The organism is Dryocola mayonis, from assembly GCF_051307045.1.
In the GTDB taxonomy this organism is placed as follows: Bacteria; Pseudomonadota; Gammaproteobacteria; order Enterobacterales; family Enterobacteriaceae; genus Dryocola.
The window spans coordinates 3,576,014-3,597,895 of sequence record NZ_CP150452.1; the positions used below are offsets into that span (position 1 = coordinate 3,576,014).

The 21,882-nt window shown below is 57.5% G+C and carries 20 protein-coding genes and 1 riboswitch; of the genes, 9 read left to right on the top strand and 11 right to left on the bottom strand.

Translation table 11 applies throughout. The annotated features are described in order from the left end of the window. Positions 1-86: 86 nt before the first annotated feature. Together parC and WLO32_RS17320 are read right to left on the bottom strand one after the other, a co-directional pair. A complete protein-coding gene (gene parC / locus WLO32_RS17315) occupies positions 87-2,369 on the bottom strand; it encodes a DNA topoisomerase IV subunit A (protein WP_435946247.1) in 2,283 nt (760 codons plus the stop codon). A gap of 168 nt (positions 2,370-2,537) precedes the next feature. Then, the gene (locus tag WLO32_RS17320; RefSeq protein ID WP_435946248.1) at positions 2,538-2,942 is read right to left on the bottom strand and encodes a YgiW/YdeI family stress tolerance OB fold protein; all 405 of its coding nucleotides are present in this window, start codon (positions 2,940-2,942) and stop codon (positions 2,538-2,540) included. Positions 2,943-3,136: 194 nt separating this feature from the next. Between WLO32_RS17320 and qseB the strand changes: the two genes are divergently transcribed. The 4 genes from qseB to WLO32_RS17340 all read left to right on the top strand — a co-directional run bounded on the left by qseB (position 3,137) and on the right by WLO32_RS17340 (position 6,188). Continuing rightward, on the top strand, positions 3,137-3,796 hold the full coding sequence (gene qseB / locus WLO32_RS17325) for a quorum sensing response regulator transcription factor QseB (protein ID WP_435946249.1): 660 nt from the start codon (positions 3,137-3,139) through the stop codon (positions 3,794-3,796). Next, positions 3,793-5,148 carry a quorum sensing histidine kinase QseC gene (gene qseC, locus WLO32_RS17330; RefSeq protein WP_435946250.1) on the top strand — a complete coding sequence of 452 codons (1,356 nt, stop codon included), beginning with the start codon at positions 3,793-3,795 and terminating at the stop codon, positions 5,146-5,148. Before qseB ends, qseC begins: the two co-directional genes overlap by 4 nt. Positions 5,149-5,257: 109 nt before the next feature. Further along, positions 5,258-5,839 (top strand): NAD(P)H-dependent oxidoreductase, encoded by a 582-nt coding sequence (locus tag WLO32_RS17335; protein WP_435946251.1) that lies wholly within the window; start codon positions 5,258-5,260, stop codon positions 5,837-5,839. 31 nt (positions 5,840-5,870) lie between these two features. Then, a complete protein-coding gene (locus WLO32_RS17340) occupies positions 5,871-6,188 on the top strand; it encodes a putative quinol monooxygenase (RefSeq protein WP_435946252.1) in 318 nt (105 codons plus the stop codon). Positions 6,189-6,262: 74 nt separating this feature from the next. Here the strand turns inward: WLO32_RS17340 and parE are convergent, their stop codons facing one another. The 5 genes from parE to nudF are packed head-to-tail and all read right to left on the bottom strand — an operon-like array spanning position 6,263 to position 10,690. Next, the gene (gene parE, locus WLO32_RS17345; protein WP_435946253.1) at positions 6,263-8,158 is read right to left on the bottom strand and encodes a DNA topoisomerase IV subunit B; all 1,896 of its coding nucleotides are present in this window, start codon (positions 8,156-8,158) and stop codon (positions 6,263-6,265) included. 46 nt (positions 8,159-8,204) lie between these two features. Further along, positions 8,205-8,780 (bottom strand): esterase YqiA, encoded by a 576-nt coding sequence (gene yqiA / locus WLO32_RS17350; RefSeq protein WP_435946254.1) that lies wholly within the window; start codon positions 8,778-8,780, stop codon positions 8,205-8,207. Beyond that, positions 8,780-9,607 carry a 3',5'-cyclic-AMP phosphodiesterase gene (cpdA, locus tag WLO32_RS17355; RefSeq protein ID WP_435946255.1) on the bottom strand — a complete coding sequence of 276 codons (828 nt, stop codon included), beginning with the start codon at positions 9,605-9,607 and terminating at the stop codon, positions 8,780-8,782. Before cpdA ends, yqiA begins: the two co-directional genes overlap by 1 nt. A 25-nt stretch (positions 9,608-9,632) precedes the next feature. Further along, a complete protein-coding gene (locus tag WLO32_RS17360; RefSeq protein WP_121267635.1) occupies positions 9,633-10,055 on the bottom strand; it encodes a DUF1249 family protein in 423 nt (140 codons plus the stop codon). 2 nt (positions 10,056-10,057) lie between these two features. After that, a complete protein-coding gene (gene nudF, locus WLO32_RS17365; RefSeq protein ID WP_435946256.1) occupies positions 10,058-10,690 on the bottom strand; it encodes an ADP-ribose diphosphatase in 633 nt (210 codons plus the stop codon). A gap of 211 nt (positions 10,691-10,901) precedes the next feature. Here nudF and tolC point away from each other — a divergent pair, with 211 nt between their 5' ends. From tolC to WLO32_RS17380, 3 genes are all read left to right on the top strand, one after another. Beyond that, positions 10,902-12,404 (top strand): outer membrane channel protein TolC, encoded by a 1,503-nt coding sequence (tolC, locus tag WLO32_RS17370; RefSeq protein ID WP_435946258.1) that lies wholly within the window; start codon positions 10,902-10,904, stop codon positions 12,402-12,404. 211 nt (positions 12,405-12,615) lie between these two features. Then, a complete protein-coding gene (locus WLO32_RS17375) occupies positions 12,616-13,284 on the top strand; it encodes a DUF1190 family protein (protein WP_435946259.1) in 669 nt (222 codons plus the stop codon). 5 nt (positions 13,285-13,289) lie between these two features. Further along, complete coding sequence (locus tag WLO32_RS17380; RefSeq protein WP_435946260.1) at positions 13,290-14,450, top strand: glutathionylspermidine synthase family protein; 1,161 nt, start codon at positions 13,290-13,292, stop codon at positions 14,448-14,450. A gap of 42 nt (positions 14,451-14,492) precedes the next feature. Here WLO32_RS17380 and ygiD read toward each other — a convergent pair whose 3' ends face one another. After that, entirely contained in the window at positions 14,493-15,281 is a 789-nt protein-coding gene (ygiD, locus tag WLO32_RS17385) for a 4,5-DOPA dioxygenase extradiol (protein WP_435946261.1), read from the bottom strand. Between the two features lie 123 nt (positions 15,282-15,404). On the opposite strand from ygiD, the gene zupT reads away from it, so the two are divergent. After that, positions 15,405-16,172 (top strand): zinc transporter ZupT, encoded by a 768-nt coding sequence (gene zupT / locus WLO32_RS17390; protein WP_435946262.1) that lies wholly within the window; start codon positions 15,405-15,407, stop codon positions 16,170-16,172. Positions 16,173-16,211: 39 nt separating this feature from the next. Here the strand turns inward: zupT and ribB are convergent, their stop codons facing one another. Then, positions 16,212-16,865, bottom strand: coding sequence for a 3,4-dihydroxy-2-butanone-4-phosphate synthase (gene ribB, locus WLO32_RS17395; RefSeq protein WP_435946263.1), 654 nt, complete (start codon positions 16,863-16,865; stop codon positions 16,212-16,214). A 94-nt stretch (positions 16,866-16,959) separates the two neighbouring features. After that, positions 16,960-17,107: riboswitch (FMN riboswitch) on the bottom strand. A 109-nt stretch (positions 17,108-17,216) separates the two neighbouring features. On the opposite strand from ribB, the gene ubiK reads away from it, so the two are divergent. Beyond that, positions 17,217-17,507: a ubiquinone biosynthesis accessory factor UbiK gene (gene ubiK, locus WLO32_RS17400; RefSeq protein WP_435946264.1), complete on the top strand. Its 291-nt coding sequence runs from the start codon at positions 17,217-17,219 to the stop codon at positions 17,505-17,507. Positions 17,508-17,544: 37 nt separating this feature from the next. Here ubiK and hldE read toward each other — a convergent pair whose 3' ends face one another. Next, a complete protein-coding gene (hldE, locus tag WLO32_RS17405) occupies positions 17,545-18,975 on the bottom strand; it encodes a bifunctional D-glycero-beta-D-manno-heptose-7-phosphate kinase/D-glycero-beta-D-manno-heptose 1-phosphate adenylyltransferase HldE (RefSeq protein ID WP_435946265.1) in 1,431 nt (476 codons plus the stop codon). Between the two features lie 49 nt (positions 18,976-19,024). Next, positions 19,025-21,880: a bifunctional [glutamate--ammonia ligase]-adenylyl-L-tyrosine phosphorylase/[glutamate--ammonia-ligase] adenylyltransferase gene (gene glnE / locus WLO32_RS17410; protein ID WP_435946267.1), complete on the bottom strand. Its 2,856-nt coding sequence runs from the start codon at positions 21,878-21,880 to the stop codon at positions 19,025-19,027. Positions 21,881-21,882: the final 2 nt, after the last annotated feature.

Genomic DNA, 21,882 nt, shown 5'->3' on the forward strand with positions numbered 1-21,882 from the left:
ACCTCTAAAGCCTAAATCGCTAATAAGTATGACCTGCTTTAGCGCAAAACACACCGTTCGGGCGACGCGAGGCCGCCCGACATTGTTTATTCTTCGCTGTCGCCTGCGCCCGCACCTGCGCCCGCACGGGCCGGAGAATCCACCTCTACGCGATCGATTCGCTGCAGGCCGCGCATCAGCGTCCCGCGACGTCCGCGTTCGCCGGTGATTTTCTGCAGCTCTTCCGGACGCAGTTTAATCTTGCGTTTGCCCACGTGCAGCGTCACGGTGCTAAGCGGAGGCAGAATAAAGAGGTGCGCCAGCTTATCTTCCCCTTTCGCCGCCTCTGCGGATGGGATAGAGATGATTTTATTACCTTTGCCTTTCGATAGCTGCGGCAGATCGCTTACCGGGAACATCAGCATACGCCCGGCGGCGGTGATGGCCATCAGCATATCTTCTTCGCTGGTGATTTCCATCGGCGGCAGCACGCGCGCGTTCTCCGGCAGGGAAATCAGCGCCTTACCGGCACGGTTGCGCGCGATCAGATCGTTGAAGGTGCACACGAAGCCATAGCCCGCATCGGAAGCCATCAGCAGCTTCTGCTCTTCCGGCGCCATCAACACATGTTCTACGGTCGCGCCCGGCGGCGGCGTAAGTTTGCCCGTCAGCGGCTCGCCCTGCCCGCGCGCCGAAGGCAGCGTTATCGGATCGAGCGCATAGCTTCGGCCCGTGGAATCGATAAACGCCACCGGCTGGTTGCTTTTGCCCTTCGCGGAAGCCAGATAGCTGTCCCCCGCTTTGTAGTTCAGCCCCTGCGCATCGATGTCGTGGCCTTTGGCGCTGCGCACCCAGCCCATCTGCGACAGCACGATGGTGACCGGCTCGGATGGCGTCATATCGTGCTCGCTCATCGCCTTAGCCTCGCCGCGTTCGTGCAGCGGGGAGCGACGATCGTCGCCATAGGCTTCAGCATCGGCCTGCAGCTCTTTCTTCAGCAGCGTGTTCATTTTACGCTCGGAGGCAAGAATGCCCTGCAGGCGATCGCGCTCTTTTTCCAGCTCGCTCTGCTCGGCGCGAATTTTCATCTCTTCGAGTTTAGCGAGGTGGCGTAATTTCAGCTCAAGGATGGATTCAGCCTGCGTTTCGCTCAGGGCGAAGCGCTCCATCAGCACCGGCTTAGGCTCGTCCTCACTACGGATGATATGAATCACCTCATCAATATTGAGGAACGCCACCAGCAAACCTTCAAGGATATGCAGGCGTTTGAGCACTTTTTCGAGACGGTAAGACAGGCGACGGCGCACCGTTTCGCGACGATAAACCAGCCACTCGGTAAGGATTTCCAGCAGGTTTTTCACCGAAGGACGGTTGTCCAGGCCAATCATGTTGAGGTTAACGCGGTAGCTTTTCTCAAGATCGGTGGTGGCGAACAGGTGGTTCATTACCTGCTCCATGTCCACGCGGTTTGAACGCGGCACAATGACCAGGCGGGTCGGGTTTTCGTGATCGGATTCGTCGCGCAGGTCTTCTACCATCGGCAGCTTTTTGGCGCGCATCTGGCTGGCGATCTGCTCAAGCACGCGCGCGCCGGAAACCTGATGCGGCAGCGCGGTGATGACCACGTCGCCATCTTCTTTTTTCCACACGGCGCGCATGCGCACCGAGCCGCGGCCGTTCTGGTAAATTTTACGGATTTCACTACGCGGCGTGATAATTTCGGCTTCGGTCGGATAATCCGGGCCCTGCACGATATCCAGCAGCTCGTCGAGGGACGTTTTCGGCTGGTCTATAAGCCTGATGGCGGCGTCCGCCACTTCCCGCAGGTTGTGCGGCGGAATATCCGTCGCCATGCCGACGGCAATACCGGTGGTGCCGTTCAGCAGAATGTTCGGCAGGCGCGCGGGCAGCGTTTTCGGCTCCGTGAGCGTGCCGTCAAAGTTCGGGGTGTAATCAACGGTGCCCTGGCCCAGCTCGCCGAGCAGCAATTCTGCGTACTTAGACAGGCGAGACTCGGTATAACGCATCGCGGCGAAGGATTTAGGATCGTCCGGCGCGCCCCAGTTCCCCTGCCCGTCCACCAGCGGATAGCGATAGGAGAACGGCTGCGCCATCAGCACCATCGCCTCATAGCAGGCGCTGTCGCCGTGCGGATGGTATTTACCCAGCACGTCGCCTACGGTACGCGCGGATTTTTTGAATTTCGCGCTGGCGCTCAGCCCCAGCTCCGACATGGCATAGACGATGCGGCGCTGTACGGGCTTGAGGCCGTCGCCGATAAACGGCAGCGCGCGGTCCATGATGACGTACATGGAATAGTTGAGATAAGCATTTTCCGTGAATTCGTGCAGCGAAAGACGCTCTGCACCGTCATGAGTTAGATCACTCATTAATCATTCATCCTCAAACTGACGAGCCGAGTGTGGCCACAAACGGCGTAATTGCCGCCGATAGTACCTTATCTGGCTTGCCGAGTCACAGGGAGGAATAGCTTTGCGCGGAGGTTTAACGCGGGCGGGCGAGCGAAAGCGAGCCGCCCCGGGCGGCTCGTTGCAGGCTTACTTCACTTTGTTGATTTGCTTAACGTCGATTTCAACGGAATTCCAGTCTTTATCCACTTCGCCCTGAATCTCTACGGTGTCCTGCGGGGTGACGGTCTGCCCGTTCCAGCGCTTGTGGTCGATGTCCACATTTACCGTGCCAGAGGCGTCGCGGAACACGTAGTGATCGCCGCCGATGCGCTGTTCAATCTTGCCGCGCAGCGTAACCCAGGTATCGTCAGAGAAGGTTTTGGCTTTTTCTGCCGTGGTTAGCGTGCCTGTTGGGCCCACAAAGCCGCCCGAAGCAGGCGCTTGCTGCGTGGCGGCAGGCGCGGCAGGATCAACAAAGCCGCCCTGGTTCGCAGCAACGGCGGGCGCGGCGGAAATAGCGAGTACGGTCAGAATAGCGGCTACTTTTTTCATTGTTTATTTTCCTTATCGGTATGGCGTTTACGCTGGCTATTAGAGCGCAAGGATCTTAAGCCGATCTTAATTTCGCCGGGCAATAACGTATTTTTGACCGAATTGCGGCCTTTGCCGAATCATGGCTTTTTTCCCCTGTACACGCCGAATCAAACGTTATTAACTTCACCTGTTTGAACGATAAGGACGACGTCATGCGGGTATTAGTGATTGAAGATGACAAACTGATCGGCGACGGCCTGAAGGCCGGGCTGATGAAAATGGGATTCACCGTTGACTGGTTTAGCGACGGCAAACTCGGCCAGTCGGCGCTGGGACAGGCGCCCTACGATGCGGTGGTGCTTGATTTAAGCCTGCCGGGCATTGACGGCCTTGAGATATTAAAAAGCTGGCGGCGCAACGGCCAGAATCAACCTGTGTTAGTCCTCACCGCACGCGACGCGCTGGAACAGCGTATCGAAGGGTTACAGCTGGGTGCCGATGACTACCTGTGCAAACCTTTTGCGCTAATTGAAGTCGCAGCGCGCCTGCAGGTCTTAATTCGCCGAACCCACGGACAGCCGCAGCCGACCCTTTCGCACGCGGGGGTTGAGCTCGACCCGATCAAATTAACCCTCACAAAAAACGGCGAGCCCTTACAGCTTAAGCCGAAAGAATTCGCGCTGCTGGAATTGCTGATGCGTAACGCCGGGCGGGTGCTGCCGCGTTCTCTTATCGAAGAGAAAATTTATAGCTGGGACGATGAGGTTTCCAGAAACGCGCTGGAAGTGCATATCCATCACCTTCGCCGTAAGCTGGGCTGCGGGTTTATTCGCACCATTCACGGTATCGGCTATACGCTGGGTGAAGAATGATTAAAAAGCTGACGCGCAGCCTGCGGGCAAAGCTTATCGCCAGCTTTATTCTGCTGACGGTTATCGCCTGGGTTGGCGCAAGCGCCGCCGCCTGGTATCAGACATCCAAAACGCTCGATAAGCTGTTTGATACCCAGCAGATGCTGTTCGCCAAGCGGCTTAGCGCCCTGGATTTACGTATCATCCGCGACGATCCAAAGCTGCCGCGCACAAAAAAACTGGTGCCGCATCATCGCGGAAACCAGGATGACGACGCCCTTGCCTTCGCGATTTTCTCCGTTGACGGCCAGATGCGCCTGAACGACGGCGATAACGGCAAGGACCTGAGGTTTGATTACCGGCGCGACGGCTTTACGGATGGATACCTCAACGGCGACGGCGATCCCTGGCGGCTGCTGTGGCTTACTACTCCCGACGGGCGCTACCGTATCGTCGTCGGCCAGGAAAAAGAGTATCGGGAAGATATGGCGCTGGATATCGTCGCCTCGCAGCTGGCACCGTGGCTGATTGCCCTGCCGCTGATGCTGCTGCTGTTAGCCTGGCTGGTCAGCCGCGCGCTGGCTCCCGTGCATCAGCTGGCAGCCCAGCTGCGCCGGCGCTCGCCGGATGACGCCGGCAGGCTGGAAACAAGGCGGCTGCCGCTGGAAATCAAACCGCTGGTTGATTCTCTCAATACGCTTTTTACCCGCACCGGCGAATTCATGCTGCGCGAGCGGCGTTTTACCTCGGATGCGGCCCATGAGTTGCGCAGCCCCCTTGCGGCGCTAAAGGTACAGGCTGAAGTGGCGCAGCTGGCGGGTAACGACGCCCCCGTGCGCGATCACGCCTTGAATAATCTGACGACGGGCATCGAACGGGCCACCCGCCTGGTGGATCAGCTGCTCACCCTGTCACGCCTGGACTCGCTGGCTGGCCTGGACGATATTGAAGACGTTTCGCTGCCGGCCCTGCTGCAAAGCGCCGTTATGGACGCCTGGCACCAGGCGCAGCGCGAAGGCGTCGATATTCGTCTTGAGCTACAGGCCGAACAGGTTTCTGTGCGGGGACAGGCCCTGCTGCTGAGCTTGATGGTGCGTAACGTGCTGGATAATGCGGTACGCTACAGCCCGCGGGGCAGCGCGGTCGCCGTTATTTTACAGCCGCGGGAAATTTGCATTACCGATAACGGGCCGGGCATCAGCCCTGAATTTTTACCCGCCTTAGGCAAAAGGTTCTTCCGCCCGCCGGGCCAGGAAAAAACAGGAAGCGGCCTTGGGCTTTCCATCGTCCAGCGCATCGCTGCTTTACACGGCATGCAGGCGCGGTTTTCTAACTCTGAAAGCGGCGGCTTTCAGGTGCGTATAAGCTGGTGACGAAAAGATTATTGCTTATCTGGCAAAAGTCTTTGCACATTTTGACCATTTTACCGTGACGGCGATCACGTTAGACTGCGCGTCAAACGCAATGATTCGAGGACTAACGATGAGCAAAATACTGATTATCAACGGCGCGAAAAAATTCGCCCACTCCAACGGCCAGCTAAACGACACCCTGACCGAAGTCGCGGAAAGCTTTTTGCGCGACCTCGGACATGATGTTCAGATTACCCGTACCGACAGCGAGTACGACGTAAAAGCTGAAGTCGAAAAATACCTCTGGGCCGACACCGTCATTTACCAGATGCCGGGCTGGTGGATGGGCGCGCCGTGGACCATGAAAAAATACATTGATGACGTGTTCACCGAAGGCCACGGCTCGCTGTACGCCAGCGACGGCCGTACCCGTTCAGACGCCGGGAAGAAATACGGCTCCGGCGGCCTGATTCAGGGCAAAACCTATATGCTTTCCCTGACCTGGAACGCACCGCTGCAGGCCTTTGAAGATAAAGAACAGTTCTTCCACGGCGTCGGCGTCGACGGTGTTTATCTGCCGTTCCATAAAGCCAACGAGTTTCTCGGCATGAAAGGCCTGCCGACCTTTATCGCAAACGACGTGATGAAGGTGCCGGACGTTCCACGCTTTGTTGCAGAATATCGCAAGCATCTCGGCGAAATTTTTGCTTAACTGTTGGTCTGCTTACAAAAAGGAGTTAGCCATGCTGACAGTGATAGCTGAAATTCGCACCCGCCCCGGCCAGCACCACCGCCAGGCCGTTCTGGATGCGTTTGCGAAAATTATTCCGACCGTGCTCGAAGAAGATGGCTGCTACGGCTACACGCCGCTGGTGGATCACAATGCACAGGTCGCGTTCCAGACTACCGCACCGGACTCTATCTTTATGGTGGAGAAATGGGAAACCGTTGCCCACCTGGAAGCCCACCTCGCTACGCCGCATATGAAAAACCACAGCGCCGCGGTGAAGGATGACGTGCTGGACATTCATATCCACATTCTGGAAGACGGCATCAAGTAATCCGCTGACGTCTTTTCAGTAATAAAAAAGGGAGCCGCTATGAATACCGGCTCCTTTTTTTATCCTGCGTCTCGTTACACGTCGAGATCGGCCATATCGCCTTTTTCCTGCAGCCAGTTACGGCGGTCTTCGGAACGTTTTTTGGCAAGCAGCATGTCCATCATGGCCAGCGTTTTATCGCTGTCTTCATCGCTGATGGTAAGCTGCACCAGGCGGCGGGTGTTCGGGTCAAGCGTGGTTTCGCGCAGCTGCAGCGGGTTCATCTCGCCCAGGCCTTTAAAGCGCTGTACGTTCGGCTTGCCCTTCTTACGCTTGAGCTGCTCCAGCACGCCGGCCTTCTCTTCTTCATCCAGCGCGTAGTACACCTCTTTTCCCAAATCGATGCGGTACAAAGGCGGCATCGCCACATACACGTGTCCGCCTTTGACCAGCGAGCGGAAATGGCGCACGAATAGCGCGCACAGCAGCGTTGCGATATGCAAACCATCGGAGTCTGCATCCGCGAGGATACAGATCTTGCCGTAGCGCAGCTGGCTTAAATCTTCGCTGTCCGGATCGATGCCGATGGCCACGGAGATATCGTGCACTTCCTGCGAGGCCAGCACTTCATCGGAAGAGACTTCCCAGGTGTTGAGGATCTTACCTTTAAGCGGCATGATCGCCTGATATTCGCGATCGCGCGCCTGTTTTGCGGAACCGCCTGCGGAATCCCCTTCCACCAGGAACAGCTCGGTGCGGCTGAGATCCTGCGCGGTGCAGTCCGCCAGTTTGCCAGGCAGCGCCGGGCCGCTGGTGAGCTTCTTACGCACCACTTTTTTGGCCGCGCGCATGCGGCGCTGGGCGCTGGAGATGGCCAGCTCCGCCAGCTGTTCCGCCGCCTGAATATTCTGGTTCAGCCACAGGCTGAAGGCATCTTTCACCACGCCTGAGACAAAAGCCGCGCACTGGCGGGATGAGAGGCGTTCTTTGGTCTGGCCGGCAAACTGCGGATCCTGCATTTTGACTGAAAGCACGTAGGCGCAGCGCTCCCAGATATCGTCCGCCGAGAGTTTTACCCCGCGCGGCAGAATGTTGCGGTATTCGCAGAATTCACGCATTGCATCAAGCAGGCCCTGACGCAGGCCGTTGACGTGCGTACCGCCCTGCATGGTCGGGATCAGGTTGACGTAGCTTTCCGTCAACAGCTCGCCGCCTTCCGGCAGCCAGAGCAGCGCCCAGTCAACCTCTTCGGTATCGCCGGCGAAGTTGCCGATAAATGGCGCTTCCGGCAGCGTGACAAGCCCGTTTACCGCTTCGCTAAGATAGTCTTTCAGGCCGTCCTGGTAGCACCAGCGCTGTTCCGTATTATTCACTTTATCGGTAAAGGTGATTTCAACGCCCGGACAAAGCACCGCTTTGGCCTTCAGCAGGTGGCTTAAGCGTGAGACGGAGAAGCGCGGGCTGTCGAAGAAGGTTTCGTCCGGCCAGAAGTGAACGCTGGTGCCGGTGTTGCGTTTGCCGCAGGTGCCGACCACCTGCAGGTCCTGCACCTTATCGCCGTTTTCGAAGGCGATGCTGTAGACCTGCGCATCGCGGCGAACGGTAACCTCCACTCGTCTGGACAGGGCGTTGACAACGGAAATGCCCACCCCGTGCAGACCGCCGGAGAACTGATAGTTTTTATTGGAGAATTTACCGCCCGCGTGCAGGCGGCAGAGGATCAGCTCGACCGCGGGCACCCCTTCTTCCGGGTGGATATCTACCGGCATGCCGCGCCCGTCATCGATAACTTCTAATGACTGGTCGGCATGGAGAATAACATCAACACGCTTAGCATGGCCTGCCAGCGCTTCATCCACGCTGTTATCAATGACTTCCTGGCCCAGGTGGTTTGGGCGGGTGGTGTCGGTGTACATCCCCGGACGGCGGCGAACCGGCTCAAGCCCGGTGAGTACCTCAATGGCATCGGCGTTATAACTGGATTGCGTCATGGTTTATTCGTTCAGATAGCGAAACAGAGAATCGGCCGACCCGGCCTCAATGCAGACCGAGGAAGTCGACAAGCTGTGTGAAATAATCTTCGAAGCCCACAAAGGCATGATTGCCGCCGGATTCCACCGTCTGGCGACAGGAGGTGTAATAAGCCACCGCCTGGCGGTAATCGAGCACTTCATCACCCGTTTGTTGCAGCAGCCAGATGAGATCCGGCGCTTCAAGCGGGTCAACCTGCATGACTTTAAGATCGTAAATATGGCGAGACTCTAGCACATATTGCTGGCCGGTGTAGGGGTTCTCGTTGGCGCCAAGATAATCCGCCAGCAATTCAAAAGGCCGCACCGCGGGATTGACGACTACCGCCGGCAGCATAAAGCATTGCGACAGCCAGGTGGCGTAGTAGCCGCCTAATGAAGAGCCCACCACGCCAAGCGGCTCGCCGCCGTGCTCAAGCACCAGCGACTCCAGCAGCTCTGCGGCTTCGCCAGGATATGGCGGCAGCTGAGGCACCACCATTTCTATATGCGGATGGTGCCCGGCAAGCCACGCCTGCAGGCTTGTCGCCTTGGCTGAACGCGGGGAGCTGTTAAAGCCGTGCAGGTAGAGTAGCGTTGACATCAGTATCCTTCTGAAGCGGTATCAGGATTAAATACTGCGCCCTTCAGACGGCATACCTCGGTGGTGACGGCGCCGTCCGGATGCAGCTCCAGCCAGCGCCAGCCGGGCTCGATAGTATCTAACGTGAAGTTGGCGCAATGCGGCTTAAACTGCACGCAGGTGGAAGGCGTCGCCAGCATACGGCGGCCGTTCCAGTCGAGATCCAACTCCTGGTGAATATGCCCGCACAGCAGGGCCTTCACCTGAGGATAATTGACCAGCACGTTATCGAGCTCCTGCGCGTTACGCAGGCTGTGCTGATCGAGCCAGCTGCAGCCCGCGGGCAAAGGATGATGGTGGAGCAGCAAGAGAGTGTGACGCTCGGGAGCGGCGGCTAATTTACGTTCCAGCCATTCGAGCTGATATTCGCTCAGTTCGCCATGCGGCACGCCAAAGACCTGGCTGTCCAGCAGCAGCACCTGCCAGCCGTTGCCGATATAGACCAGCTTTGAGGCCGAGATTCCCGCTTCGTGCAACGCGCTGTACATCGCCGGCTGAAAGTCGTGGTTGCCCGGCAGCCAGACGCAGGGCGCAGCAATTCGCGCGATCCCCTCAGCAAAGTGCTGATAGGCCTGCGCGCTGTGGTCCTGGGCCAGATCCCCGGTGGCGACGATCAGATCGCAGTGACGGTTCTCGGCGAGGATGGCCGCCAGCACCGCCTGGTAGCTTTCCCAGGTGTTGATGCCAAGCAGCGTTTCATTCTTTCCAGAGAATAGGTGGGTATCGGTAATTTGCAGTATCCTGATACGGCCCCCACCGGCCACAGGAAGATTTAACAGGCTTTCCAAATGGTGTCCTTAGGTTTCACACTCTCTAACAAACCGGAACCGCCATCGCTCCATGCGCCAAACAGTAGCGCAGCCAATCAGCAAGAAACTGGTTAATTTGATGCTTTTCGTCGCGTTGATGCAACTTTTTATTAGGATAATCATAACGTGCTTTAAAGCGGAAGATCTGCTGGCTTGAACACACTTCCGCGACCATCGCGTCATGGTAAAGCCTGACGGACATAGACGGCAGGCTCCAGTAGCTTACGCTCGGCGCGGTTTGCTCTATCTCAACAAGCGTAGTGTAGCGAGTGGATTCAAGGACGGTCAGCCGATAGCGGGCGCTATTAACCTGATAGGTTACGGTTTCGCCTGGCGCATCGTTGCGCGGCAGCAGGCGGCGCAGCTGGGCGAAATTGGTTTCGCACAGGCGCATCATTTCAGGAAAGTCAGGCGTATAGCGCTTCATAGTTAATCGTTCCACTCAATTCTCAGTTTTTCATAATGCAGCTGCAGCCATTGCAAAGCGATGACTGAGGCAGCGTTGTCGATAATCCCCTCTTCTACCAGCTGGTAAGCCTTTTCCCGGCTCACCACATGAACACGAATATCTTCGTTTTCATCCACCAGGCCGTGAATTCCTTCAGCGGCGGTGGCATCCACTTCGCCCACGAGCACGGATGACCGCTCGGTGGTTCCTCCCGGGCTTGCCAGATAGCTGAGCACCGGTTTTGTGCGCCCAACCACCAGTCCTGCTTCTTCCACCGCTTCCCGACGCGCGACGTCCTCGACGCTTTCGCCTTCTTCAATCATTCCGGCAATCAGCTCAAGCAGCCACGGCGTGTCGCTCGTGTCGTAAGCGGCGATTCGAATCTGCTCAATCAGCACAACTTCATCACGCGCAGGGTCATAGGGTAGCAGCACCGCCGCATGTCCGCGTTCAAAAATTTCACGCCGCACTTCACCGCTCATTTCGCCATTGAATAAACGGTGGCGAAAACGATAAAGATCGAGCGAAAAAAACCCGCGATAAAGCGTTTCCCGTGCAATAATTTCAACATCGTTTTTGGCTAACGTGACAAGCTTATTCTTAGGCTGACTCATGATGATGTCCTGATGGGTAATGGTAATGAAATGAGCGTTTTCAACCCTGTTTGACTGCCGTTTCATTTGCTATGTGGTAGATTGATGAAAATTCCGGATGGATGGCACATTACGCCAACCCGCCCCGCTGGCCGTCTCTGTTAGAATCGGCAAATATTTCGTCTCAAACAGCGCTAACAAAAACAATTTTGCTTCACAACAAGGAATGCAAATGAAGAAACTGCTCCCAATCCTTATCGGTCTGAGCCTAACGGGTTTCAGCGCCATGAGCCAGGCAGAAAACCTGATGCAGGTTTATCAGCAGGCACGTCTTAGCAACCCGGATTTACGTAAATCCGCCGCAGACCGTGACGCCGCATTCGAGAAAATCAACGAAGCACGCAGCCCGTTATTACCACAGCTCGGCCTTGGTGCAGATTACAGCTACACTAACGGCTTTCGCGATCAGAACGGTGTTAATACCAGCGGAACCAGCGCTTCATTATCCTTAACGCAAACCATTTTTGATATGTCGAAATGGCGCGCGCTGACGCTGCAGGAAAAATCTGCCGGCATCCAGGACGTGACCTATCAGACCGATCAGCAAACGCTGATCCTGAACACCGCGACGGCCTATTTTAACGTGCTAAACGCCATTGACTCGCTTTCTTATACCGAAGCGCAGAAACAGGCGACCTATCGTCAGTTAGATCAAACTACGCAGCGTTTTAACGTAGGCCTGGTTGCTATTACCGACGTTCAGAACGCCCGTGCGCAGTACGACACTATTCTGGCTAATGAAGTCACGGCGCGTAATAACCTGGACAACGCGGTGGAACAACTCCGCCAGGTTACCGGCAACTACTATCCGTCGCTGGCATCTTTGAATGTAGACACTTTCAAAACGAATAAACCGGATGCGGTCAATAACCTGCTTAAAGAAGCTGAGAACCGTAACCTGTCCCTGCTGCAGGCTCGTTTAAGCCAGGATCTGGCCCGCGAACAAATTCGCTATGCGCAAACCGGCCACATGCCAACGGTAGGTTTAACCGCCTCTACCGGCGTTTCTGATACCAGCTACAGCGGTTCTAAAACCAACACCCAGCAGTATGACGACAGCAACGTCGGCCAGAACAAAATCGGTCTGAACTTCTCCCTGCCGTTATATCAGGGCGGCCAGGTTAATTCTCAGGTCAAACAAGCGCAGTACAGCTTTGTCGGCGCCAGTGAACAGCTCGAAAGCGCGCACCGCAGCGTCGTGCAGAACGTTCGCTCCTCCTTCAATAACGTGAATGCCTCCATCAGCACCATTAATGCTTACAAACAGGCCGTCGTGTCTGCGCAAAGCTCGCTGGATGCTAACGAAGCCGGCTATTCCGTAGGTACGCGTACTATCGTTGACGTGCTGAACGCGACAACCGATCTGTATAACGCCAAGCAGCAGCTCTCCAACGCTCGGTATAACTACCTGATCAACCAGCTGAACATCAAGCAGGCTCTGGGCACGCTTAACGAGCAGGATTTGGTTTCGCTCAATACGAACCTGGGTAAACCAGTTCCGACAACGCCGGAAAGCGTTGCGCCAGAAAACGCGGAGCAGAACGCACGCGCCGATGGTTACACAGCGGATACCGCTGCGACCACCACCAACGCTTCCGCTCAGGCCGCGCCTGTTGCACAGCCAGCAAGAGCTACGGCGACCGGCAGCCGTTCCCGTAATCCATTCGGGAACTGATCGCTTTCTGCCTTTATTTTCGCTTTAGCTGTAAGCCCCGAAAAGACCGTTTTCGGGGCTTAATTATTTAGCCTGCCGTCCCCCTGTCACAACCTGCGCCATTGAACGTAAGGCAACGTAAAGATCCCCCTGCAAACCCTCGTCATCGCTTTAATTTCGACCATTCATCCCCTATCCTAAGCAACAAACCTACTGGGCTCAGGACAGATAAATGAAACGGACAAAAACTATAAACCACGCGTCGTTCCGCAAAAGCTGGAACGCCAGACATTTAACGCCGGTTGCGCTGGCTGTTTCCGCGGTCTTTATGCTTGCGGGCTGTGAACAGAGCGACGAAACCGTCTCCATGTACCAGAACGCGGATGACTGCGCCCAGGCGAACCCTGGCAAAAGCGCGGAATGCACCACCTCCTACAACAACGCCTTAAAAGAAGCGGAGCGCACCGCGCCTAAATACGCTTCCCGTGAAGAGTGCATCGCCGAATTTGGCGAAGGCCAGTGCCAGCAGGCGCCGGCTCAGGCCAGCATGGCGGGTGAAAACCAGGCGCAGGCCCAGCAAAGCGGAAGCTTCTGGATGCCGCTGATGGCGGGCTATATGATGGGTCGCCTGATGGGCGGCGGCGCGGGCTTTGCTCAGCAACCGCTGTTTACCTCTAAAAACCCGGCAAGCCCGGCCTACGGTAAATATGCCGACGCCAGCGGCAAAAGCTACGGCGCGGCAACGCCGGGGCGTACCGCCTCAGTGCCGAAAACCGCTCTGGCGCCTAAACCGGCCACCACCAGCACCGTCACACGCGGCGGCTTTGGCGAGTCTGTAGCGAAGCAGACTTCAATGCAGCGCAGTAGCGCCACCGGTTCTTCACGTTCAATGGGTGGCTAAGGGCTATGGAAAGAGTCGCCATTAGCGAGCGTCCGGACTGGCGCGAAAAAGCTACGGAATATGGTTTTAACTTTCACACCATGTATGGCGAGCCGTACTGGTGTGAAGACGCGTATTATAAACTGACGCTGTCGCAGGTTGATCGTCTGGAAGAGGTCACCGCCGAGTTGCACCAGATGTGTTTGCAGGTTGTGGAGAAAGTGGTGGGCAGCGATGAGCTGCTGGCTAAATTCCGCATTCCGAAACACACCTGGGAATTTGTACGCCAGTCCTGGCGTACCCAACAGCCTTCGCTTTACTCCCGCCTCGATCTGGCCTGGGACGGCGCAGGCGAACCCAAACTGCTGGAAAACAACGCCGACACGCCGACCTCCCTTTACGAAGCCGCGTTCTTCCAGTGGATCTGGCTTGAAGACCAGCTGCAGGCGGGAAATCTGCCGGCGGGCAGCGATCAGTTCAATAGCCTGCAGGAGAAGATCGTTGAACGTTTCGCCGAGCTAAAACAGCAGTACGGTTTCAGCCTGGTGCATTTCGCCTGCTGTCAGGACACGGTGGAAGATCGCGGTACGGTACAGTACCTGCAGGACTGCGCCGCTGAAGCCGAAGTGGCGAGCGAGTTCCTGTACATGGAAGAGATCGGCCTGGGTGAAAAAGGCCAGTTCACCGATCTTCAGGATCAGGTCATCAGCAACCTGTTTAAGCTCTATCCGTGGGAATACATGCTGCGCGAGATGTTCTCCACCAAGCTTGAAGACGCTGGCGTGCGCTGGCTGGAACCGGCCTGGAAAAGCATTATCTCCAACAAAGCGCTGCTGCCGATGCTGTGGGAAATGTTCCCGCATCACCCAAACCTGCTGCCCGCTTACTTTGCGGAAGACAACTATCCGGCGATGGATAAATACGTCGTTAAGCCGATTTTCTCCCGCGAGGGGGCGAACGTGAAGATCATCGAAAACGGCCAGGAAGTGGCCCGCGTCGACGGCCCTTACGGCGAAGAAGGCATGATCGTGCAGGAGTTCTATCAGCTGCCGAAATTCGGCGAGAGCTACACGCTGATTGGCAGCTGGCTTATCAACGATCGGCCAGCCGGGATCGGTATCCGTGAAGATCGCGAGTTAATCACTCAGGATCTTTCACGTTTCTATCCGCACGTGTTCGTTGAATAAAAGCCCGGCATAAGACAAGGCGCGAAATTCGCGCCTTTTTTATTACCCAATCTGTACCGAAAGCATGCTCAGCGAGCCCATCTCCATGCCTTCTACTGGAATGGTAATCGGCTCCTCGCCGTCCCAGGCGCCGAGCACATAAAGCAAAGGCAGATAGTGATCCGGCGTCGGGTTCGACAGCGCTCCGCCTTCATGCTGCAGATAATTTACCAGCGGATGTTCTTGCGCAGGGCCGCGCCAGGCGAGATTATCCTTCACATACTGGTTAAATGACTCGGCCCACGGATAGGGCGTATTTTCCCCATGCCAGCGGGCGGTACGCAAATTATGCACCACGTTGCCGCTGGCAATCAGCATAACGCCCCGATCGCGCAGCGCGGCCAGCTTACGGCCGATCTCATAGTGCCAGGCGTTCGGCCTGGTACTGTCGATACTGAGCTGTACCATGGGAATGTCCGCGTCCGGGTACATTTTGATCAGCACGCCCCAGGAGCCGTGGTCGAATCCCCAGGCTTCTTTATCCAGCGTGACGTTATCCGGCGCCAGCAGATCGACAAGCTGCTGCGCCAGCTCCGGAGAGCCCGGCGCCGGATAGTGCGTATCGTACAGCGCCTGCGGGAAGCCGCCGAAATCATGGATGGTTTTTGGCGTCTCCATCGCGGTTACGCCAGTACCGCGCGTGAACCAGTGCGCGGAGACCACCACAATCGCCTTCGGCCGTGGCAGAGTCTCTCCCAAATGACGCCAGGCCCGGGTATAGTAGTTATCTTCCAGCACGTTCATCGGGCTACCGTGGCCAAGGAATAGCGCGGGCATACGTTGGGCTGTCATAGTCGTGTCCTTAAGCGGATAAATATCTACCGACAACATTACGCCCAATCATGGCGGGAAGAACTCAGATAAGCATGATGAAGATCATCAGGAAATTTGAATGTATGAGATGAGGAGCTGTCAATGTCGGTACCGCTAATCCTGACGCTGTTAGCCGGAGGCGCCACCTTTATCGGGGCTATTTCAGGCGTAGTTGGCCAGAAGCCATCGAACCGGGTGCTGGCATTTTCGCTCGGATTTGCCGCCGGTATTATGCTGCTTATTTCATTGATGGAAATGCTGCCCGCCGCGCTGCATACGCCTGGCATGTCCCCGGTGCTTGGTTACGGCATGTTCGTGCTGGGGCTGGTGGGCTATTTCGCCCTCGACCGCAGCCTGCCCCACGCGCACCCGCAGGATCTGGCGGACGGCACGTTAAAAACCCCTGACCTGCGCCGCACCGCCCTGCTGTTAACGCTTGGCATCAGCCTGCATAACTTTCCGGAAGGCATTGCAACTTTCGTCACGGCCAGCGCCAATCTTGAACTCGGGATGGGAATTGCGCTCGCCGTCGCGTTACACAATATTCCTGAAGGACTGGCGGTCGCCGGTCCCGTTTATGCGGCGACGGGTTCAAAACGTAAAGCGATCTTCTGGGCCGGTATTTCAGGGCTGGCGGAAATTTTCGGCGGCCTGCTGGCGTGGCTGATTCTGGGCACGATGATTTCGCCCGTCGTGATGGCGTCGGTCATGGCGGCGGTAGCGGGAATAATGGTGGCGCTTTCGGTCGACGAACTGATGCCGCTGGCGAAAGAAATCGATCCGCATAACAATCCCAGCTATGGCGTTCTTTGTGGGATGGCGGTGATGGGATTAAGCCTGACGCTGCTGCAAACCAGCGGAATCGGCTAACAAAAAGCCCGGTTGAGAAACCGGGCTTTTTTATCCGTCTTAGCTGGCCTTGCGCTCATGAGTCTGGCGATATTCAACCAGATCTTCGATGGTCACCACGGCCATATTATGCTGGCGGGCAAAGGCGATGCACTCAGGCGCTCGCGCCATGGTGCCGTCGTCGTTGGTCAGCTCACACAGCACGCCGGCTGGCTTAAAACCGGCCAGAGAAACCAGGTCGATGGTCGCTTCAGTGTGGCCGCCGCGCGTTAACACGCCGCCTGGCTGAGCACGCAACGGGAACACATGGCCCGGACGGTTCAAATCACTTGGTTTTGCGTTGTCGGCAATCGCTGCACGTACGGTCGTTAAACGATCCGCCGCCGAAACGCCGGTGGTCACGCCGTGGGCCGCTTCAATCGTCACGGTAAAACCGGTGCCGAAAGCGCTGGTGTTGTTATCAACCATCATCGGCAGGTCGAGCTGTTTGCGACGTTCATCGGTCAGGCACAGGCAAACAATGCCGCTGCCGTGGCGAATGGTCAGCGCCATTTGCTCAACGGTCATGGTTTCGGCCGGGAAAATCATGTCGCCTTCGTTCTCGCGATTTTCATCGTCGAGAACCATTACGCCGCGGCCTTCGCGCAATGCATCAAGCGCATGTTCCACGCGCTGGGTCGGGGTGCCAAATGCAGAAAGTAGCGTCTGATTCATGGTAAAAAAACCTCATTAAAATTATGGTTACCAGAATCAGGGCAGTCTTAGGAGCTGTGAAAAATAACGTGGGCAGGCCGGGGCCTGACTTTGTCGTTACTCTCTCCCATCCGGACTTTAACCGTCGGCCCCGGAATTACACCGGATCTGCTGACCTCCGAAGTGCTTCGGAGCGCTCGCGGGCTTTCAGCGTACGCTGATTTACCGCCGGTGGGGAGTTTCGCCCCGCCCTGAGAATAAGCAGACTTACTATAACGCCGATGATTTTCGCTGGCAACGGCAATTCAGGTTTATCACCCGGCAATCAGGCATTACAATTAAGCTATTCACGCAGGTTAAATGGAAACCACTATGATTGACCCGAAAAAAATTGAGCAGATCGCCCGTCAGGTCCATGAGTCGATGCCGAAAGGGATTCGTGAGTTCGGGGATGATGTCGAAAAGAAAATTCGCCAGGTTTTACAGGCGCAGCTAACGCGTCTGGATCTGGTAAGCCGTGAAGAATTTGACGTGCAGACGCAGGTGCTGCTGCGCACCCGCGAAAAACTGGCCCTGCTTGAACAGCGTCTGAGCGAGCTGGAAAACCGTGAAGCCCATACGCCGGCGCCGGCGGTAATCCCACCGACCGACCCGCAGATGTAATCCAGGCTCCCCCGCATGCCGGGGGAGCCTGTTTCTGTCAGGCTTCCTGGTTCTGAATGCGCCTGATGATGCTGGTGGTTGAACACCCGTCTTCAAAGTTCAGCACCATCACTTCGCCGCCGTTCGCCCACACCTCTTTGCTTCCGGCGATATCGTCCGGCTTGTAGTCGCCGCCTTTCACCAGCAGATCCGGCAGGATCTCGCCAATCAGGCGCTGCGGAGTGTCTTCTTCAAACAGCACCACCCAGTCCACGGCTTCCAGCGCGGAAAGCACGATCATGCGCTGATCCTGCGGGTTAACCGGGCGCGTTTCGCCTTTCAGGCGCCTGGTGGACGCATCGCTGTTTACGGCCACAATCAATCGGTCGCCAAGTTTGCGCGCGTTCGCAAGGTAGGAAACGTGGCCCGCGTGCAGAATATCGAACACGCCGTTGGTCATCACGACCTTCTCGCCGCGTTTACGGGCGCTCGCAACCGCCGCTTTAAGTTCCGCCTCGGTCATTACGCCGAAGCCCGTGTCCGCCCGGCCGCGTACCGCGTTTTCAAGCTCAACCGGAGAGACGGTGGAGGTACCGAGTTTGCCGACAACCACGCCCGCCGCGGCGTTGGCGAAGTAACAGGCTTCTTCCAGCGTGTTGCCTGCGGCAAGCGTCGCGGCCAGCACGCCAATCACCGTATCGCCAGCGCCGGTTACGTCATAGACTTCCTGCGCCTGCGTCGGCAGATGAACCGGCTCAAGGCCAGGCTGCAGCAGCGTCATGCCCTGCTCTGAACGCGTCACCAGCAGCGCAGACAGTTCGTAATCGGCGATAAGCTGCATACCGCGCTCCACCAGCTCAGCTTCGCTTTTGCATTTGCCTACCACGGCTTCAAATTCAGAGAGGTTTGGCGTCAGCAGCGTCGCGCCGCGATAGCGTTCGAAGTCCGTGCCTTTAGGATCGATAAGCACCGGCACTTTGGCTGCGCGGGCAAGGCTAATCATCTGACGTACGCTGGTCAGCGCGCCCTTCGCATAGTCGGACAGTACCAGTGCGCCAATATGCGGCAGCGCCTGGCTGATGCGTTCGTGCAGCGGCTGTGGATCAACGCCTTCAAAACCTTCTTCGAAATCCAGACGAATCAGCTGCTGGTTGCGGGAAAGCACGCGCAGCTTGGTGATCGTCGGGTGAGTCGGAACCGAAACAAAGTCGCATTTAACGTTTACGCCTGCCAGCGTCTGGCTAAGGGCGCGCGCGGCGTCATCAATACCCGTCAGACCAACCAGGCGGGAACCGGCGCCGAGCGAAGCAATATTCATCGCCACGTTGGCGGCGCCGCCGGGACGTTCCTCAATGGTATCCACCTTCACCACCGGCACCGGGGCTTCCGGGGAGATACGGCTGGTTGGGCCGTACCAGTAGCGATCCAGCATCACATCACCAACCACCATGACGCCTGCACGGCTGTATTCGGGCAGCGTTACTTTCATTCCTGACTCTCCAGAGAGGGAAAAAATTTTGCGCGAGATAATATCACAATTACGCCTGCGCGCGCGTTTGCGCCTCGCCCAGCCAGCTTTGCCAGCTGCGTTCGACCTGTTCGCGCTCGGCGGCAAAGGCGTCCGGCGCCACGTTGCCCGGCAGCTCCTGCAGGGCCAGATGGTGCAGCTCATCGCGCAGCGCGACGTAAGCATGCGTCAGCGCTTTCGCTTCGTCATCACTCATGATGTCGTTTTGCGCCATTAATTCCAGAATGCGCACGTTATCCGACCAGCGCGTTAATTTTGGAGCCTGCGCCGCATAACGCAACACCAGGTACTGTGTAATAAACTCAATGTCGGTAATTCCGCCTTTATCCGCCTTAATATCAAAGCGATCGCGATGTTTACCTGCCAGGTGAGCGCGCATTTTTTCGCGCATTTCACGCACTTCGGTTTGTAATTTCTCGCCCTCGCGCGGGGCGCATAAAATCTGGCGGCGAATGGCGTCAAACTCGCGGTTCAGCAGCGGGTCGCCGTAGACGATGCGGGCGCGCACCAGGGCCTGATGCTCCCAGGTCCATGCTTCATTTTGCTGATAATCAGCAAACGCCTCCGCCGTGGTGACCAGCATCCCCGCCGCGCCGGACGGACGAAGGCGGGCGTCCACCTCATACAAAATGCCGGACGAGGTACGGGTGCTGAATAAATGAATGACGCGCTGGGCCAGGCGCAGGTAAAACTGACGGCCGTCGATTTCGCGCTCGCCGTCGGTCATCACATCCGCCGGGCAGTCGTGCAGGAAAACCAAATCAAGATCGGAGCTGTAGCCAAGCTCCCAGCCGCCGAGCTTGCCGTAGCCTATTACCGCAAACCCGCGCCCTTCTCTTTCACGCAGGTGTTTTGGCTGGCCGAAGCGCGCCACCATTTGCGTCCACGCCTGCTGGACAACCGCATCGATAATCGCCTCGGCAAGCCAGGTAAGATGATCGCTGACCTTCATGACGGGCAGCGTTCCGGCGATATCCGCCGCCGCGACGCGCAGCAGCTGCGCCTGTTTAAACTGGCGCAGCGCTTCAAGCTGCTGCTCTTCGTCGTCGTCCGGCACGCGCAGCAGATACTGGCGCAGCTCGTCTTTATAAGCGTCCGTGGCCGTCGGCTGGTAGAGGGTGTTCGGATCGAGCAGCTCATCCAGCAGCAGCGGGTAACGCGCAAGCTGCCCGGCAATCATTGGCGACGCGGCGCACAGCGTAATAAGGTGCTTGAGCGCGCCCTGATACTCCGTCAGCAATTCGAGATAGGTGGTGCGGGTGACAATGCCCAGCAGCAGCGGCAGCAGGCGGGATAGCGGCAGCGGAGCATCGTTGCGCGAGCACGCCTCGCACAGCAGCCGCGGCATAAGCTGGTCCAGCACCTGGCGGCCGCGCGGGCCAATGGTGCGTTTATCCGTATCCTGAAGGAATTCGCTGACCTGCCGCAGCACCTCGCCGCGCGCTTCGGGCGTCAGGTGGCTGAGCACGGCGGTGGTGTCGTCGGCGTCGAGCGCGTCCAGCCACAGCTCGCGCCAGGCTTCGGCGATTTTGTCCTCGCCCGCCTCCGGCTCATCGTCGCCGATCAACTCGTTGAATACCCGACGCACGGCGTTCATGTGCGTTTGCAGGGTAAGCTGCAGGGCATCCCAGCTATCTTCATTCATGCCCCAGGCAAGGCGGGCGCGATTAAGCTCGTCGCCGGGCAGCGTCTGGGTCTGTTCGTCGTTGATGCTTTGCAGCAGGTTTTCAAGGCGACGCAGGTAGAGATAGGCTTCGCGCAGCCGATGATGGTCGCCTTCGGGCAGCAGATGCAGCTGTTGAATGGCCGCAAGGGCGGGAAGCAGAGAACGGGACTGAAGCGACGGCTCGCGCCCGCCGCGAATAAGCTGGAAAACCTGCACGATAAATTCGGTTTCGCGAATGCCGCCGGCGCCGAGCTTGATGTTATCCGTTAAGCCGCGGCGGCGCACTTCTCGGGCAATCATGCCTTTCATATTGCGCAAAGACTGAATGACGCTGAAATCAATGTAGCGACGGAAGACGAAGGGACGCAGCATATTGCGCAGCTCCTGGCTCCACGCATCGTCCGTATCGCCCATGATGCGCGCCTTAACCATCGCGTAGCGCTCCCAGTCGCGCCCCTGCTCCTGATAATAATCTTCCAGCGCGGCAAAGCTCAGCACCAGCGGGCCGCTGTCGCCAAAGGGACGCAGGCGCATATCCACGCGGTAGACAAAACCGTCCTGCGTAGGCTGGTCGAGCACCTTGATAAGCTTCTGCCCCAGCCGCGTAAAGAACTGCGCGTTATCCAGCTCGCGCCTTCCGCCCTGGGTCGAGCCGTTTTCAGGCCAGGCGAAAATGAGATCGATATCGGAGGAAAAGTTCAGCTCGCCGCCGCCGAGTTTCCCCATGCCGAGGATCATCAGCGGCTGCGGGACGCCATCGCGATTGCACGGCGTTCCCCACTCGCGACAACAGGCGGCATAAAGCCAGTCGCGAGCGGCGATAATCAGGGTTTCCGCCAGCACGCTCAGCTGCTGCAGCGAGCTTTCCGTCGCCACCAGCTGCAGCGTTTGCGCCCAGGCGATACGCACCATAATGCGACGACGAAACAGGCGCAGCGCTTTCATTAAGGCCGCTTCGTCGCGCACTTCCTGCAGCTCGCTTTGCAGCCAGGCGGCATAGCGCTGCCACTCTTGCTCCTCGGGCGGGCTGTGCTCCAGTTCCAGCAGCCAGGCGGGGTGCGCCACCACGCTGTCGCAAACAAAATCGCTGAACGTCAGCACGGCCTGCGCCTGGGCGCTCAGGCGTTGACTATCGATCTCTTGTGGCAGACGCGGCAATACCGCCTGCAGGTGCTGCTGTAAAAGGAGCGAGTGCGGCATCA